General features: G+C 66.3%; 12 protein-coding genes and 1 pseudogene. 10 read left to right on the top strand and 3 right to left on the bottom strand.

The annotated features are described in order from the left end of the window. Positions 1-157 precede the first annotated feature (157 nt). The gene (locus tag FFS35_RS08570; RefSeq protein WP_137786678.1) at positions 158-1,294 is read left to right on the top strand and encodes a nitronate monooxygenase; all 1,137 of its coding nucleotides are present in this window, start codon (positions 158-160) and stop codon (positions 1,292-1,294) included. A 141-nt stretch (positions 1,295-1,435) separates the two neighbouring features. Beyond that, entirely contained in the window at positions 1,436-2,401 is a 966-nt protein-coding gene (locus FFS35_RS08565; protein WP_137786677.1) for a L,D-transpeptidase family protein, read from the top strand. A 13-nt stretch (positions 2,402-2,414) separates the two neighbouring features. Here FFS35_RS08565 and FFS35_RS08560 read toward each other — a convergent pair whose 3' ends face one another. Then, entirely contained in the window at positions 2,415-2,987 is a 573-nt protein-coding gene (locus FFS35_RS08560) for a NifU family protein (RefSeq protein WP_137786863.1), read from the bottom strand. Positions 2,988-3,046: 59 nt separating this feature from the next. Further along, positions 3,047-3,907: an aspartyl/asparaginyl beta-hydroxylase domain-containing protein gene (locus FFS35_RS08555; protein ID WP_249341536.1), complete on the bottom strand. Its 861-nt coding sequence runs from the start codon at positions 3,905-3,907 to the stop codon at positions 3,047-3,049. Positions 3,908-4,099: 192 nt separating this feature from the next. Here FFS35_RS08555 and FFS35_RS08550 point away from each other — a divergent pair, with 192 nt between their 5' ends. Beyond that, entirely contained in the window at positions 4,100-7,012 is a 2,913-nt protein-coding gene (locus FFS35_RS08550) for a M16 family metallopeptidase (protein ID WP_137786676.1), read from the top strand. 45 nt (positions 7,013-7,057) lie between these two features. Here FFS35_RS08550 and FFS35_RS08545 read toward each other — a convergent pair whose 3' ends face one another. After that, positions 7,058-8,842, bottom strand: coding sequence for a long-chain fatty acid--CoA ligase (locus FFS35_RS08545; RefSeq protein WP_137786675.1), 1,785 nt, complete (start codon positions 8,840-8,842; stop codon positions 7,058-7,060). A gap of 146 nt (positions 8,843-8,988) precedes the next feature. Here FFS35_RS08545 and ggt point away from each other — a divergent pair, with 146 nt between their 5' ends. The 7 genes and pseudogenes from ggt to FFS35_RS08510 form a co-directional block, all read left to right on the top strand. Beyond that, on the top strand, positions 8,989-10,737 hold the full coding sequence (ggt, locus tag FFS35_RS08540; RefSeq protein WP_137786674.1) for a gamma-glutamyltransferase: 1,749 nt from the start codon (positions 8,989-8,991) through the stop codon (positions 10,735-10,737). Between the two features lie 243 nt (positions 10,738-10,980). Then, the gene (locus FFS35_RS08535; protein ID WP_137786673.1) at positions 10,981-11,835 is read left to right on the top strand and encodes a helix-turn-helix domain-containing protein; all 855 of its coding nucleotides are present in this window, start codon (positions 10,981-10,983) and stop codon (positions 11,833-11,835) included. 91 nt (positions 11,836-11,926) lie between these two features. After that, positions 11,927-12,367 carry an SUF system Fe-S cluster assembly regulator gene (locus tag FFS35_RS08530; protein WP_137786672.1) on the top strand — a complete coding sequence of 147 codons (441 nt, stop codon included), beginning with the start codon at positions 11,927-11,929 and terminating at the stop codon, positions 12,365-12,367. Next, entirely contained in the window at positions 12,367-13,830 is a 1,464-nt protein-coding gene (gene sufB, locus FFS35_RS08525; protein ID WP_137786671.1) for a Fe-S cluster assembly protein SufB, read from the top strand. Before FFS35_RS08530 ends, sufB begins: the two co-directional genes overlap by 1 nt. After that, positions 13,827-14,117: a hypothetical protein gene (locus FFS35_RS08520; protein ID WP_137786670.1), complete on the top strand. Its 291-nt coding sequence runs from the start codon at positions 13,827-13,829 to the stop codon at positions 14,115-14,117. The genes sufB and FFS35_RS08520 overlap by 4 nt, the downstream gene beginning before the upstream one ends. 36 nt (positions 14,118-14,153) lie before the next feature. Then, positions 14,154-14,906 carry a Fe-S cluster assembly ATPase SufC gene (gene sufC / locus FFS35_RS08515; RefSeq protein ID WP_137786669.1) on the top strand — a complete coding sequence of 251 codons (753 nt, stop codon included), beginning with the start codon at positions 14,154-14,156 and terminating at the stop codon, positions 14,904-14,906. A gap of 112 nt (positions 14,907-15,018) precedes the next feature. Then, positions 15,019-15,532 (top strand): annotated as a pseudogene (locus FFS35_RS08510) (SufD family Fe-S cluster assembly protein); the annotation flags it as partial.

Here is a 15,532-nt window from a genome sequence, read left to right as displayed (position 1 = left end):
GCCTTTCATCATAGTGAGCGTGGCGGGCGATTTCATTACCCGGCGCCTCGATCTGGCGCGTTCTTTGCTTCGTTTGTCGCGCAACGGCGGCCACCCGGGCCTTTCCTTTTGGCGCCATGACCACGACAATGGCGAAAAATACAGGAGAGGAATCACGATGCGTTCACCGATCTGCGCGATGCTGGGCATCGATTTTCCGCTGCTTGCTTTCAGCCATTGCCGCGATGTCGTGGCAGCAGTCAGCCGCGCGGGCGGCTTTGGCGTGCTCGGCGCGACGGCGCATACACTGGAAAGCCTTGAGGCCGAACTTGCGTGGATCGACGCGCATGTCGACGGAAAACCCTATGGGCTGGACGTGCTGATACCGGAAAATCTCGTCACCGGCGGCGCGAAGGGGCTGACCCGCGCGTCGATCGCGGCGCAGGTGCCGGAGGCGCATCGCGCGTTCGTCCGCGATCTCGCGGGACGGCATCACCTCACGCTCCCGGAAGAGCGCGCGGACAGCACCGCGCCCGCGCCGTTCGATCCCAATGTCGCGCTGGAAATGCTGGAGATCGCCTTTCGTCATCCGATCAGGCTGATCGCCAACGCGCTCGGCGTGCCGCCCAGGGCGATGATCGAAATGGGGCGCGCCCATAACGTGCCGGTGGCGGCGCTGGTGGGGGCGAAGGAACATGCGCTGCGCCAGGTTGCGGCCGGCGTCGATATCATCGTGGCGCAGGGGGGCGAGGCGGGCGGCCATTGCGGCGAGGTTTCCACGATGGTGCTGATCCCGGAAGTGGTGCGCGCGCTCGATCGGGCGGGGCATGGCGACGTGCCCGTCCTTGCGGCGGGCGGGATCATGACCGGCGGGCAGATGGCGGCGGCGATGGCGATGGGGGCGGCGGGCGCATGGACGGGATCGGTGTGGCTCGCCACGCCGGAAAGCGAGTGTTCCGACGTGTTTCGTGACAAGATGGTGGCCGCCAGTTCGCGCGATACCGTGCGCTCCAAGGGGCGCACCGGAAAGCCCTCGCGCCAGCTTCGCTCGGCATGGACCGATGCGTGGGAAGCGCCGGATTCGCCCGGTGCGCTGCCGATGCCGTTCCAGTCGATCATCAGCGAACCCGCGATCCGCGCGGCCGATCTTGCGGCGGAAAAGGGCGATGCTGCCGCGCGGGAACTCGTCACCTATTTCGTCGGACAGGGCGTCGGCCTTGTCGAGCAGGTGCGCGGCGCGGGCCAGGTCGTGCAGGACTTCAAGCTGGATTTCGCCGAGGCGCTGGAGCGCATGGAAGCGCTGGTCGCGGACTGAGGGAGACTGATCGAAGAGGCGCGCGCATGGGGGGATGGTGGCGTCCCCACCTTTTGTTCATGGACGGGTGGCGATCGGCGGCAAACGCAGGCCGTTCATTCCGCGATTCAATCGACGCGGCAATCGCGCTAAGGGGGGCGCATGTCGTTGCTTACCCTCTTCGCCGCCGTGGCCATTGCGCCCCAGCCCGCCCCCGCCGAACCCAGGACGATAACCGTCACCGGCCGTGCCACGCTAGACAATGCCTCCGTCCTGCGCGCCGCCAGGGCGTTGAAGGCGGGCGACTATATGTGGGCGCCGCAAACCGCGCCCGCCGGGCCGATCCTGATGGTCGTCAATCTGGAGACGCAGCGCGCGGTGGTCTATCGCAACGGGCTGCCGATCGCGATCACCACCGTCTCCTCCGGCAAGGCGGGGCATGAAACGCCGACCGGCATCTTCACCGTGCTGCAGAAGGAGAAGGTGCACCATTCCAATCTCTACAACAGCGCGCCCATGCCGTTCATGCAGCGGCTGACGTGGGACGGCGTCGCCCTTCATGCCGGCGCATTGCCGGGCCACGCGGCGTCGCATGGATGCATCCGGCTGCCGCCCAAATTCGCCGAGATGCTCTATGGCGCTACCCCGCTGGGGATGACCGTGGTGGTGACCAAACGCGAATCGCTCCCCGCCGTCGTCCCGGCCGCCGATGTGATCGCCGCCGCCGCCAATGGCGGGCAGGCGATACCCGGCGCGCGCGACTTCTGGGAGCCGGCGCGCGCTCCCACCGGCCCCGTCTCGATCGTCGTCAGCACCACGGATCGCGCCCTGTTCGTCATCCGCGGCGGACGGATCATCGGGCGCGCGTCGGTGGGTGTGAACCGCCAGATCGATCATCCCTATCTCTATTCGCTCCAGACCACGGAGGCTTCCGGCGCGCGCAAATGGACGCGGATCGCGCTGCCCGGTCAGACGCCTGACGAGGAACTGCAACTGGGCGACATCGACATGGCCCCCGCGATCCGGGCCGCGATCGAGAGCGTGCTCGTGCCGGGCGCGACGGTGGTCGTCACGCCGGACGCGCTGACCGACGTGAGCAGCCTGAAGGATTTCGTGATCGGGAAGTGATCGCGCGCTTTTGTTAGACCGCGCGCACCTCGGTCACTTCAGGCACGTAATATTTCAGCAGTTGCTCGATGCCGTTCTTCAGCGTCGCGGTGGACGAGGGGCAACCGGAGCACGCGCCCTGCATCTTGAGATAGACCTTGCCCTGATCGAACCCGCGATAGACGATATCGCCGCCATCGTTGGCCACGGCCGGGCGGACGCGCGTGTCTATCAGATCGCGAATCTGCGCCACGATGTCGGCGTCGGCAGGGTTATCGACGATCTCCTCCTCGGCCGCCGGGACCGAGAAATCGGCGGACGGGCCGCGGAACAGCGGCATCTGTGCGGTGAAGTGGTCGAGCAGGATCGCCAGCACATCGGGCTTTAGCCCGTGCCATTCGACGCCCGGCGCAGCCGTTACCGAAACGAAATCGCGCCCGAAGAACACGCCCGTAACGTCGCCCAGATCGAACAGCGCAGTCGCGAGCGGAGAGGCTTCCGCCTCTTCCGGCGTCGCGAAGTCGCGCGTGCCGTTGTCCATCACGGCGCGGCCGGGAATGAACTTGAGTGTCGCGGGGTTTGGCGTGGCTTCGGTTTCGATCAGCATGCCGCCCATGTGGCGGTCCGCGAGGCGGGGATCAAGGTGCGTCGCATTCGACGCCCGCTTCACACGTCCAGCTGCTTGACCGCCGCGTTCCACGTCTGGATGTTGTCGCGCGCCTCCTGGACGAAGGGAGAGCGGCGGACGATGCGCAGGAACGTGTCGGCGATCCACTTGCCCGGGTTGCGCAGCGGGCGCTCGAACTGGATCAGCAGAACCACCCGGGTGCCTTCGGTGTCGTTCCACACCTCATGCTGATAGGTATCGTCGAACACCAGCGTCTGCCCCTCGGACCAGCGCACGATCCGGTCGTGGACGCGCATCCGCACGTCGCCGTCGCGGGGCACGACCAGCCCGAGATGGCAGGTGATCAGCCCCTTCGTGACGCCGCGATGATCGGGAATGTGCGTACCCGGCGCGAGGATCGAGAAAAAGGCGGAGTTCAGCCCCGGGATCTGCTCCACCAGAGCGGCCGTCCGGGGGCAGCGATCCGCATTCTCATCGATGCGATAGCCGTAACCCCAGATGAAGAAGGAGCGCCATTTGTCGACTTCGGCGATCGCCCGGTGATCGGGCGAGATGGTCGACAGGCTCGGGGCGGCATTGCCGCGCAGCGCGACCGTCATCGCCTCGTCGCGGATCGCCTGCCAGTTCTCGCGCAGCATCTGCGTCCAGGCGAAATCGCGCACGTCGAGCACCGGCGCGTTCGAAACCAGCGAGGATGTGGCGATCAGCCGGTCGAACAACCCGCGAAAATGTTTGCCGAGCGAGATGATGAGCGGCCGCCCGCGCTCCGCGCGCATCGCGCTGCCGGGGGAGGGGGCGCCGGAAATAACGTTGAGATCGGGCACCATTATCGCGCCGGCGGCCAGCCTGCCCGAATTATGCCCCATTGCAGTGTTCGCGTGCCTTACGTCGAGATCCACGTCGTACCAGTCCAGTCCTTGCGTTTTCCGGGCCCCTGCCGGCAGGGAAACGCCGCGCCGCTGCAAACGGGTCCGCAGCCTCTTTGCCGGTTGCTACCCGCGGTTCGGGTCCAAAACATGGCGTGAAAGGGGAAATACGAAGTTATCGCCGGCGGCGTTGCCGTTCGGCCTGCGCCTTCGTACAAGCGGCATATGTCGTTCATTCTGCGTGCGGTGGCGACGCCGCTGGTCGCCCTCGCCCTTGTCGCCAACGCCGCTGCCCCGGCGCCGGCCGCCCCCCGCAAGAAGCAGGCGGCTGCCGCGCCCGCCGCCACGCCCGCGCCGGTCACGGTGGATACCAGGCCGTGGCTGTTCGAGCGATCGGATATCCCACCCGATCCGCAATGGCATTTCGGCAAGCTCTCCACCGGGCTGCGCTATGCCGTGCGCAAGAACGGCGTGCCGCCGGGGCAGGTGGCGGTGCGCGTGCGGATCGACGCGGGCTCGCTCAACGAGCGCGATTCGGAACAGGGCTTCGCCCATCTGATCGAGCATCTTTCATTCCGCGGCTCGAAATATGTGCCCGACGGCGAGACGAAGCGCGTGTGGCAGCGGCTGGGCGCAACGTTTGGCTCGGATTCGAACGCCCAGACCACGCCGACGCAGACGGTCTACAAGCTCGATCTGCCGGCGGCGACGCCCGACACGCTGGACGAAAGCCTCAAGATATTCGCGGGCATGATGGCAGAGCCCGCGATCAACGATAAGGGGCTCGCCGCCGAGCGGCCCGCCGTGCTGGCCGAGCAGCGCGAGGCGCCGGGGCCGCAGGTGCGCTGGTCCGACGCGATGCGCGGCCTGTTCTTCGCGCACCAGCCGCTGGCGGATCGCTCGCCGATCGGCTCGATCAAGACGCTTGAGGCTGCCACACCCGCGACGATCCAGGCATTCCATGATCGCTGGTATCGCCCCGCGCGCGTGGTGGTCATCATTTCCGGCGATATCGATCCGGCGGTGGCGGCGAAGCTGATCGTCAAGAATTTCGGGGACTGGCGCGGCAAGGGGCCTGATCCCGCCGACACGAATTTCGGCACGCCCGATCCGCGAGCGCCCGAAACCGCGACGATCGCGGAGCCGGCGCTGCCGCCGGTCGTCGCGATGGCGGTGGTGCGGCCGTGGATCGCGCGCGACGATACGATCATCTTCAACCAGAAGCGCTTCATCGATTTCCTCGCGGTGCGCGTCATCAATCGCCGGCTCGAAACGCGCGCGCGGGCGGGCGGAAGCTTTCTGCAGGCCTCGGTCAGCCTCGATGACGTTTCGCGATCAGCCAACGTGACCTTCACCAACATCCTGCCGCTCGGTGATGACTGGCACGCCGCGCTGAAGGACGTGCGCGCGGTAATCGCGGATGCGATGGCAACCGCGCCGACCCAGGCCGAGATCGAGCGCGAATATGCCGAGTTCGACGCGGCGCTGCGCAACGATGTCGGCACCGCGCGTGTGGAGGCGGGCGCCAAGCAGGCCGATGACATGGTAGGCGCGCTCGACATCCGGGAGACGGTGGCAGGGCCGCAAGCGTCGTATGACATTCTCAAGCAGGCGCATGACAAGGGCATGTTCACGCCCGACGCCCTGCTCGATGCGACCCGCCGGATCTTCGCGGGAGTGGCCACGCGCGCGATCGTCAACACGCGCACCGCCGATGGCGCGACGCCCGCCGCGCTGGCCGCCGCGCTGAAGGAGGATGTGTCCGGGCTGGTCGGCAGCCGCAAGGATCAGGCGAACATCGATTTCTCGCGGCTGCCGAAGCTCGGCAAGCCGGGCAAGGTGAAATCGCGCGCGCCCGCCGGCAGTCCCGGGCTGGAGAAGATCGTCTTCAGCAACGGCGTGCGCCTGCTGCTCTATGCCAACTCGTCGGAGACGGGGCGCGTGTACCTGCGTGTCCGGTTCGAGCGCGGCTATTCGACCTTGCCCGCCAGAACGCCCACCCCTGCGTGGGCGGGGGACATGGCGCTCGCACCTGCGGGAATCGGTGATCTCGATCAGGGTGATCTTGATGCGCTGACCAACGGACGACGCATCGGCATGGATCTCGACATCGCCGAGGATGCTTTCATGTTCAACGCGATGTCCACGCCGGGGGATTATGCCGACAATCTGCTGCTGCTGGCCGACAAGCTCGCCTTCCCCCGCTGGGACGCCGCGCCGGTCACACGCGCCAAGGCGGCGATGCTGGCCGGCTATCCCGGGCTGGATTCCTCGCCCGACGGCGTGCTCAGCCGCGATCTGGAGCGGCTGATCCGCGATGGCGACGTGCGCTGGGGCACGCCCGCGCAGACGGAGGTGCAGGCGCTGACGCCCGAAAACTTCCGTGCCTTCTGGGAGCCGATGATGGCGCGCGGGCCGATCGAGGTCGACGTCTTCGGCGACGTGAAGGCGGATGAGGCGATCGCCGCCGTGGCGCGGACGTTCGGCGCGCTCAAGAAGCGCAAGCCCGATGCCACACCCGTCGTGCCGGTGGCCTTCCCCGCGCACAACGACAAGCCCGTGGTGCTCACCCACGGCGGGCCCGATACGCAAGCGGCGGCAGTCATCGCCTGGCCGACCGGCGGCGGCGCAGCCGACCATGCCGAAATGCGACGGCTCGACATCCTGTCGTCGGTGTTCGCGGACCGGCTGTTCGATCGGCTGCGCTCGGTGGCGGGCGCAAGCTACAGCCCGTCGGCGTCGAGCCAGTGGCCGCTCGGCATGGCCACGGGCGGGCGGATCATCGCCGTCGGGCAGGTGCAGCCCGACAAGGTCGATCTGTTCTTCAAGCTGAGCCGCGAGATCGCCGCGGAGCTGGCCGCCAAGCCGATCGATGCGGATGAACTGCGGCGCACCGTGGTGCCGACACTTCAGTATCTCGCGCGCGCTTCGTCCGGGAACCAGTTCTGGCTGATCCAGGCGAGCGGCGGCACCTACGATCCCGCGCGGCTGGAGGCGCTGGGGACGATGGTCAACGATCTCGCCGCGATCACGCCCGAGACATTGCAGGCGACGGCGGCAAAATATCTCCGCCCCGAGAAGGACTGGACGCTCACGGTGCTGCCGCGCGGCAAGGGCGCCGCCCCCGCCGGGCGATAGCGAAAGACGGCAGGCGGCCGGCGCGCGCCGGCCGCCTCCAGCTTCCTAGCGGTAGAGCGCTTCCAGCCGATCGCCATAGACCTGTTTCAGCACGTGGCGGCGGATCTTCAGGCTCGGCGTCAACTGCTCGTTCTCGATGGCGAACGGCTCGTCGGCGACGATGAAGCGGCGGATGCGCTCGATCACCGACAATTCCGTGTTGGTGCGATCCACCGCATCGCTCAGCGCGGCGCGATACGCGGTGTTTTCCGCCAGTGCGGACGGGCTGTCAGCCACGCCGTTCGCCGCGCACCATTCCTGCGTCCATTCAGGATCGGGCACGATCACCGCGACCATATGCGGCTTGCGATCCCCGGCGATCATCGCCTGCATGATCTCCGGCTGCAGCGTGAGCAGCCCTTCGACCTTTTGCGGCGCGACATTGTCGCCCTTGTCGTTGATGATCAGATCCTTCTTGCGATCGGTGATCCTGATCCGCCCGCGCTCGTCGATCTCGCCGATGTCGCCGGTGTGGAGCCAGCCGTCGCGCAGCACGCGCGCGGTTTCCGCCTCGTTGCGCCAATAGCCGTGCATCACCAGCTCGCCGCGCACCAGTATCTCGCCATCCTCGGCGATCACCACTTCGGTATTGGGCATCGGCGGGCCGACGGTATCCATCTTGAGACCGGCGGCGGGGCGATTGCACGAGATCACCGGCGCGGCCTCCGTCTGGCCGTAGCCTTGCAGGAAGGTGACGCCGAGCGACTGGAAGAACACCCCCACTTCGGGCGTCAGCGGTGCGCCCCCCGACACCATCGCCTTCATCCGGCCACCGAATTTCTTGCCGATCCGCGGCTTGAACAACGCATCCACCAGCAGCGCCTTCGGCCGATCGGCCAGCTTCATCCGGTGCTCATAGCGCTTGGCGCCGACATCCAGCGCCATGCCGAGCAGCTTCTGGCTCATCCCGCCCTGTTTCTCCACCGCCTTTGATATGCGCGTGCGCAACACCTCGAACAGCCGCGGCACGACCACCATGATCGTCGGGCGCACCTCCTCCATGTTCGAGGCGAGCTTCTCCAGCCCCTCGGCATAATAGATCTGCCCACCCACACCGATCGGGAAATGCTGTCCGCCGGTGTGTTCATAGGCATGGGAGAGCGGAAGGAAGGACAGGAACACCTCGTCGCCCCAGCCGAAATCCTCGGCGATGATCTGCGTGCACCCGGCGACATTGTGCAGGATCGCGCCGTGATGCTGCATCACGCCGCGGGGCGCGCCGCCGGTGCCGGACGTGTAGATGATGCAGGCCAGATCCTCGCGCTGGAATGTCGCCTCGGCGGCGGCCTTCGCAGGGTCTGCTGGATGGCTGGCGATCAACTCATGCCAATCCAGGCATTCGATGCCGGACTGGCGAATGCGCGGCTTGTCGATCCCGATGACGATCTCGGCGTGGGTGGTGCGCACCACGGCGCGCATCACCACATCGGCCAGCTTCTGGCTGGAGACGATCACCGCGCGCGCGCCGGAATTTTCGATGATATGGGCGTGATCGCGCTCGGTATTGGTGGTGTAGGTGGGCACCGTGATGCAGCCGGCGGCCATGATCGCGAGATCGGATAGGCACCATTCCGGGCGGTTCTCGCTGACGAGCATCACGCGGTCGCCGGGCCGCAGGCCCGATGCCTTCAATGCGGCGGCGAGGCTTGCGACCTGCCGCGCGGCCTCCGCCCAGCTTGTCGACTGCCACGCGCCGTCGCGTTTCGCCCACAGGAACGGCGCATCGCCCTTCTCGGCGGCGCGGGTGAAGAACATGGTGACGAGATTGGGGAAATGTTCGAGCGTTCGCATATCCTCTCCCGGATGCCCGATTACAGGCTCCTTGTCTTGTTCCACGAGCTTAGAAGCGATCGCCACGTGAGGCCACCCGTCGTGGACGGCCGCGGCATCGCCCGTTAACGAATGCGGGAAATGAACGGGTCGCAGGGAGCCTTGGAATGAAGCTGACAAGAACGCTGCTCGCCACGATCGCCGCCGCCGCGCTCGGATCGTGCGCGGCCGTGCCCGCCGCGCGGCCGCGTGATGTCGCGCGGCCGGCGACGACCGCGCAGGTCTTCGTCGCGGCGGCCAATCCGCTGGCGGCGGAGACGGGAATGGCGGTGTTGCGGCGCGGGGGCAGCGCGGTGGACGCGGCGATCGCGGTGCAGGCGATGCTGTCGCTGGTCGAGCCGCAGAGTTCGGGCGTCGGCGGCGGTGGCTTCATGACCTATTACGATGGCGGAACGCGTCGCGTGACGATCTACGACGGTCGCGAGACGGCGCCCGCCGGGGCGACACCGGATATGTTCCTTGACGACAATGGCAGGCCGCTGCCGTTCGCCACTGCGGTGTTGAGCGGTCGCGCCACCGGGGTTCCCGGCGCGATGAAGATGCTGGCGCTCGCTCACGAGCGGCATGGCGCGCTGCCGTGGCGCGATCTGTTCGGCGATGCGGAGCGGACGGCGCGTGACGGATTCATCGTGTCGCCGCGGCTCGGGCGGTTCCTCGCCAGCGCGATGTTCCCGCAGTCTTCGGCGCCCGACGTGCTGGCCTATTTCGCGCGGCCCGGCGGCGGCCTGCTCCATGCCGGAGACCGTCTGCATAATCCGGCCTATGCCGATTTCCTGCGCCGGCTCGCAGCGGAGGGACCGGCGGCGCTCTATGCCGGGCGGACAGCGCGGGCGATCGTCGATCGCGTTCACGCGGGCGAGCATCCGGGCGCCATGACGCTAGCTGATCTAGCCGGTTATCGTCCGCTCGTGCGCGAAGCGCTGTGCGGCCCGTATCGCGTCTATCTCGTATGCGTGCCGCCGCCCCCGTCTAGCGGGGTGGGGTTGCTGCAGCTGCTTACGCTGCTGAGCAATACCGATATCGCCAGGCGCGGCCCGTCCGATCCAAAGGCATGGTTCCAGTTCGCGGAGGCGAGCCGGCTGATGTACGCCGATCGCGACCGGTATGTCGGGGATCCGGCGTTCGTGGCCGTACCGGTCACAGGGATGCTCGACCGCGCCTATGTCGCGGGCCGGGCAAAGCTGATCGGCGAGCGTGCCGGGCCGGCACCGGCGGCGGGCAATCCGCCCGGTGCAAATGCGGACGCCGGCGCGGACCGGACGCTGGAGCCGACCGGCACGTCACATTTCGTGATCGGGGATGCGCGGGGCAACGTGGTGTCCATGACGACGACCGTCGAATCGATCTTCGGGTCGGGGCGGATGGTCGACGGCTTTTTCCTCAACAACCAGATGACCGATTTTTCGTTCAGCCCGCGCGATGCGACCGGTCGCCCGGCTGCCAACGCCGTCGCCGCGGGGAAGCGCCCGCGTTCCTCGATGACGCCGCTCGTCCTGCTTGACGAGAAGCGCGACTTCGCCGGTGCGCTGGGCTCGGCCGGCGGCAACGCGATCCTCGCCTATGTCGGCAAGGCGATGGTCGCGTCGATCGACTGGGGAATGCCGATGCAGGAGGCGCTTGCGCTGCCGAACCTCGTCGCGCGAGGCGAGGTGTTCAATGGCGAGGTCGATAAATTCCCGCCGGCGGTGCTGGCGGGCCTTGCGGCACGCGGCATCGTGGTGAGGCCGGGCCAGGGCGAGGACTCGGGCCTGCAGGGTGTCATCGTGCGCGGGGGAAAAATAGACGGCGGCTATGATCCGCGCCGGGAGGGTCGCGTCCTCGTTGCCTCGATGCCGACGAAGCGGCTGAATCAATGAAGGAATTGTAAGAAATACTGGGAGGAAGGCTGCGGTGTCGCCGCTAATTGTATGAAAGTGCATCAAGATATGTCGAATCCATCCAATACTTTTTGGGGGCAAAAGTATCTAAAGATGGCGCGACCCGAAGAGCTTCTGGCAACAGGGGTTCTCAACTGAATGGCCCGGCTGCTCACGCGGCCGGGCCACTTTTATTCTTTGCGATCACGCGTTAATATCATGCGATAAACGGGGCGCGTAAACGTGGCTGATATTACGCTGGACTATGTGGTGCCAGCCGAGGATCTTCGGCCGTATGTCACGCTGTTCTATCGTTTTCGCGCCGATATCCCGCTTTTCGAGGATGTGGAACGCGCCGATCATGCACAGCTAAGGTTTCGATTGTCGGGGCGCGAGGCATCCTACGTGTTTCCCGATGGCAGCATACAGGCGGTTGGCGAAGTCCATATCGTCGGCCCCACCAGCGGCGCGATGCGGACCCGGGCCGATGGGCCGCTGGATGTGATCGGAATGGGCATCCAGCCTGCCGGCTGGGCGGCGCTGCTGGGGATCGATGCCTCGACCATGCTGAATCGCGCGCTCGATGGGGAGGCGTTCTTCGGTTCGGCGGTGCGGCGCGTAAGCGATCGCATGCGGGCGGCGCACTCTACCGAAGACAAGGTGGCCGTAGCCGCAGCGTTCGTGCGCGCGTCGATCGATCGCTCGGATACCGGCGCGTTGACCTTTGCACGGCAGATCGACGCGTGGCTCGCGGGCAGCCCGTCACCGAATGTCTGCGAGCTGCTTGAGGCGACCGGCCTCTCGCGCCGGCAGGTGGAGCGGCGCTGCAACGCGCTGTATGGCGGCCCGCCGAAACTGCTGGCGCGCAAATATCGCGCGCTTCGCGCGGCGGTGGCGCTGGCGAACGGCACGTCAACCCTCGACGAACTGATCTCGGAAGGCTTCTACGATCAGTCGCACCTTATCCGGGAAATCAAGCAATTCGCCGGGCTGACGCCCGGCCAGCTTCGCACCGAGCCCAACCATCTGGCGCAACTCACCATGTCGCAGCGGCTCGCGCTTGGTGGCCAGGTGCATTCAATCATCTCGAATACGTGATCGTCCCGGCGACCGTGCGCGACGGTGCTTGATTTCGCGCCGAAACGCGACCATCTGCCAATCGGAATGAATCGATCCGATTGACCTGAACATGCGCCTTTCGAGCCTAGCCGATTATGCGGTCGTGATGATGTCCGCCGCCGCGCGCCATTGCGGCGGGGCCGGGCGGCTGAATGCCACGGTTCTGGCCGAGGAAACGGGTGTGCCGCTGCCCACCGCGCAGAAGCTCGTCAGCCGCCTGTCCGCCGCCGGCCTGATCGAAAGCGCGCGTGGGACCGGCGGCGGCTTTCGCCTCGCCCGTCCGCCGGCGACGATCAGCCTGATGGATATCATCGAGGCGGTTGAGGGCCCGATCGCGCTCACCGCCTGTGTCGACGTCGGCGATCATGATTGCGCCATCGAAGGGAATTGTCGCGTGAAGCCGCATTGGAATGTCGTGAACAACGCGGTGCGCGGCGCGCTCGCCGGGGTGACGCTGGCGAGCCTCGCCGGCGCGCCGGCGCCGGTCTCGCGCCAGGAGGTGATGGCATAATGGCTACGAAGAACGCCGAGGCGCTCGCGGCCGTCTCCAAGAAGTACGAATGGGGCTTCGCGACCGAGATCGAACAGGATTTCGCGCCGAAGGGCCTGTCCGAGGATATCGTGCGCTATATCTCCGCCAAGAAGGGCGAGCCGCAGTGGATGCTCGACTGGCGGCTGAAGGCTTATGCCAAGTGGCTGGAGATGGATGCGCCGGACTGGGCCAAGCTCAATATCCCGCCGATCGATTATCAGGACGCTTATTACTACGCAGAGCCGAAGCAGAAGAAGACGATCAGCTCGCTCGACGAACTCGATCCCGAAATCCGTCGCACCTATGAAAAGCTCGGCATTCCGATCGAGGAGCAGAAAGTGCTCGCCGGGGTCGAGGGGGCGCGCAAAATCGCGGTGGACGCTGTGTTCGACAGTGTTTCCGTCGCCACGACCTTCCGCGAGGAACTGAAGGCGGCGGGCGTGATCTTCCTGTCGATCAGCGAGGCGGTGCGCGAATATCCCGACCTCGTGAAGAAATGGCTGGGCAAGGTGGTGCCGCAGCATGACAATTATTTCGCGACGCTCAACAGCGCGGTCTTTTCCGACGGCACCTTCGTCTACATCCCGGAGGGCGTGCGGTGCCCGATGGAGCTATCCACCTATTTCCGGATCAATGCGGAGAATACCGGCCAGTTCGAGCGGACGCTGATCGTCGCGGACAAGGGGGCGTATGTCTCCTATCTCGAGGGCTGTACCGCGCCGATGCGCGACGAGAACCAGCTTCATGCCGCGGTGGTCGAGCTGGTCGCGCTCGACGATGCCGAGATCAAATATTCCACCGTGCAGAACTGGTATCCCGGCGACGAGAACGGCGTCGGCGGCATCTATAATTTCGTCACCAAGCGCGCGCTCTGCCAGGGACGGAACAGCAAGGTTAGCTGGACGCAGGTTGAGACCGGCTCCGCGATCACCTGGAAATATCCAAGCTGCGTGCTGGCGGGCGAGAACAGCGTGGGCGAATTCTATTCGGTTGCGGTGACGAACAACCGCCAGCAGGCGGATACCGGCACCAAGATGATCCACCTCGGCAAGGGATCGCGTTCCACGATCGTGTCGAAGGGGATCAGTGCGGGGCACAGCGACAATACCTATCGCGGGCTCGTGCGCGTGGCGGCGACGGCGGAGGGGGTCCGCAACTTCACGCAATGCGACAGCCTGTTGCTCGGCGATCAGTGCGGGGCGCATACCGTGCCCTATATCGAGGTGAAAAACCCGAGCGCGCAGATCGAGCATGAGGCGACCACAAGCAAGATCAGCGACGACCAGCTTTTTTACGCGATGTCGCGCGGGCTGGATCAGGAAGCGGCGGTCGCATTGATCGTCAACGGCTTCGCGCGCGAGGTGCTGCAACAACTCCCCATGGAATTCGCGGTCGAGGCGCAGAAACTGCTGGGGATTTCGCTCGAGGGGAGCGTCGGGTGATTCTCCTCGCCACGATGGTTCTCGCGGCAGTTCCCGATGCCGCGGCGACTGCGCAGCGCGATGTGGTCGTGGCCGCGCTGCACAAGCTGCGGATCGCGATGCAGGTGGATGGCGGCAAGGTGAAGGCGTGTCAGGCGCGTGTTTCGAGCGGCGATGCCGAGATCGATCATGCTGCGTGCGAGGCGACCGCCGCCAGTTTCGATCGCGGCGTGACCCAGCCCGAGCCGCTTGCAGATTGTGTTGAAGTGAAAGTCGCCGCGATCGTGCGTGGTCGGGCGGCGCAGTGATCCGGTGGAATACAGGAATTGAAAGAATCCCGAGCCATGCTGAAGATTGAAAACCTCCACGCCGAAATCGACGGCAAGCCGATCCTGAAGGGCCTGTCGCTCGCGGTGAACGCGGGAGAGGTGCATGCGATCATGGGACCTAACGGCGCGGGAAAATCGACGCTCGGCTATGTGCTCGGCGGGCGGCCCGGTTATGAGGTTACCGAAGGTTCCGTGACGTTCGACGGACAGGATTTGCTCGCTCTCGCGCCGCATGAGCGGGCGGCCGCCGGGCTTTTCCTGGGATTTCAGTATCCGGTCGAGATACCCGGCGTGTCGAACGTCCAGTTCCTGCGCGAGAGCCTCAATGCGCAGCGCACCGCGCGCGGCGACAAGCCCTTGTCGGGCGGCGAGTTTCTGAAAGTGGCGCGCGGCGAGGCGGATGCGCTCGGCCTCAATCAGGAGATGCTGAAACGCCCGGTCAACGTCGGTTTTTCCGGTGGCGAGAAGAAGCGCAACGAGATGGTGCAGATGGGGATCATCGATCCCCGCTTCGCGATCCTCGACGAGACGGACAGCGGCCTCGACATCGACGCGCTCCGCGTGGTGGGTGACGGCATCAACCGCATTATGCGCAAGGCCGACAAGGCGGTGCTGCTCATCACGCATTACCAGCGGCTGCTCGATTACGTTCGCCCGGATTTCGTGCATGTGCTTGCCGATGGGCGGATCACCCGTTCGGGCGGCCCGGAGCTGGCACTCGAACTGGAGCGGGAAGGCTATCTCGGCGCGGGCGCGGAGGCGGCGTGATGCTGGCGCTGAAAGCGGTCGCTGCGCGTCAGGCGGTCACGCCGGCAGGCGTCAACCAGCGTAAGCCGGAATTGTTCAAAGGGTTGCAGGCTGCACTGCGGAAGGCGCGGTCATGAGCGTGCTCGATCTTCCCTCCACCCGGGAGGAGGCATGGCGATGGGCCGATCTGGGCGGGCTTGCAGCGGCGAGCGCGCTCGCGCCGATCGCCGCGCCGGACGCTGATTTCCTGGATTTGCCGGGCGCGCGGCTCGTGTTCGTCGATGGCGTGCTCGATGAGGCGCGCAGTGTCCTCGATCGCGTCGCGCTTGTTGACATCGCGCCGTCCGGTCATCCGCTCGGTCGCCGCGCGGCCGGACGTGGCTGGTCGCTGCGCCTTGACGCCGCGGCCGCCGCCGATCCGGTGCAGATCCTGCACATCGCCACCGCCGGCGCGAGCCATCTGCCAGCCGAGGTTTTACTGGCGGACGATGCGGTGGCGGAGGTGGTGGAAACCTTCGTCGGCGCGGGCTGGGCGAATCGCTTCACGCGCACGCGACTGGGCCGGGGGGCGCGGCTGATGCGCGCGGTCAGGTTGCGTCAGCCGGCCGGATTCATTTCGCTGCGCGAGGAAGCGGAGATCGCAGCGG

The organism is Sphingomonas sp. 3P27F8, assembly GCF_005502745.1.
GTDB lineage: Bacteria > Pseudomonadota > Alphaproteobacteria > Sphingomonadales > Sphingomonadaceae > Sphingomonas.
This window is presented reverse-complemented; position numbering and strand designations above follow the sequence as displayed.

Coding starts and splice junctions, on each gene's coding strand:
- sufB (WP_137786671.1), top strand. CDS start 12,367: ATGGCTACGAAGAACGCCGAGGCGCTCGCGGCCGTCTCCAAGAAGTAC.
- FFS35_RS08570 (WP_137786678.1), top strand. CDS start 158: ATGCGTTCACCGATCTGCGCGATGCTGGGCATCGATTTTCCGCTGCTT.
- FFS35_RS08560 (WP_137786863.1), bottom strand. CDS start 2,987: ATGCTGATCGAAACCGAAGCCACGCCAAACCCCGCGACACTCAAGTTC.
- FFS35_RS08565 (WP_137786677.1), top strand. CDS start 1,436: ATGTCGTTGCTTACCCTCTTCGCCGCCGTGGCCATTGCGCCCCAGCCC.
- FFS35_RS08550 (WP_137786676.1), top strand. CDS start 4,100: ATGTCGTTCATTCTGCGTGCGGTGGCGACGCCGCTGGTCGCCCTCGCC.
- ggt (WP_137786674.1), top strand. CDS start 8,989: ATGAAGCTGACAAGAACGCTGCTCGCCACGATCGCCGCCGCCGCGCTC.
- sufC (WP_137786669.1), top strand. CDS start 14,154: ATGCTGAAGATTGAAAACCTCCACGCCGAAATCGACGGCAAGCCGATC.
- FFS35_RS08545 (WP_137786675.1), bottom strand. CDS start 8,842: ATGCGAACGCTCGAACATTTCCCCAATCTCGTCACCATGTTCTTCACC.
- FFS35_RS08530 (WP_137786672.1), top strand. CDS start 11,927: ATGCGCCTTTCGAGCCTAGCCGATTATGCGGTCGTGATGATGTCCGCC.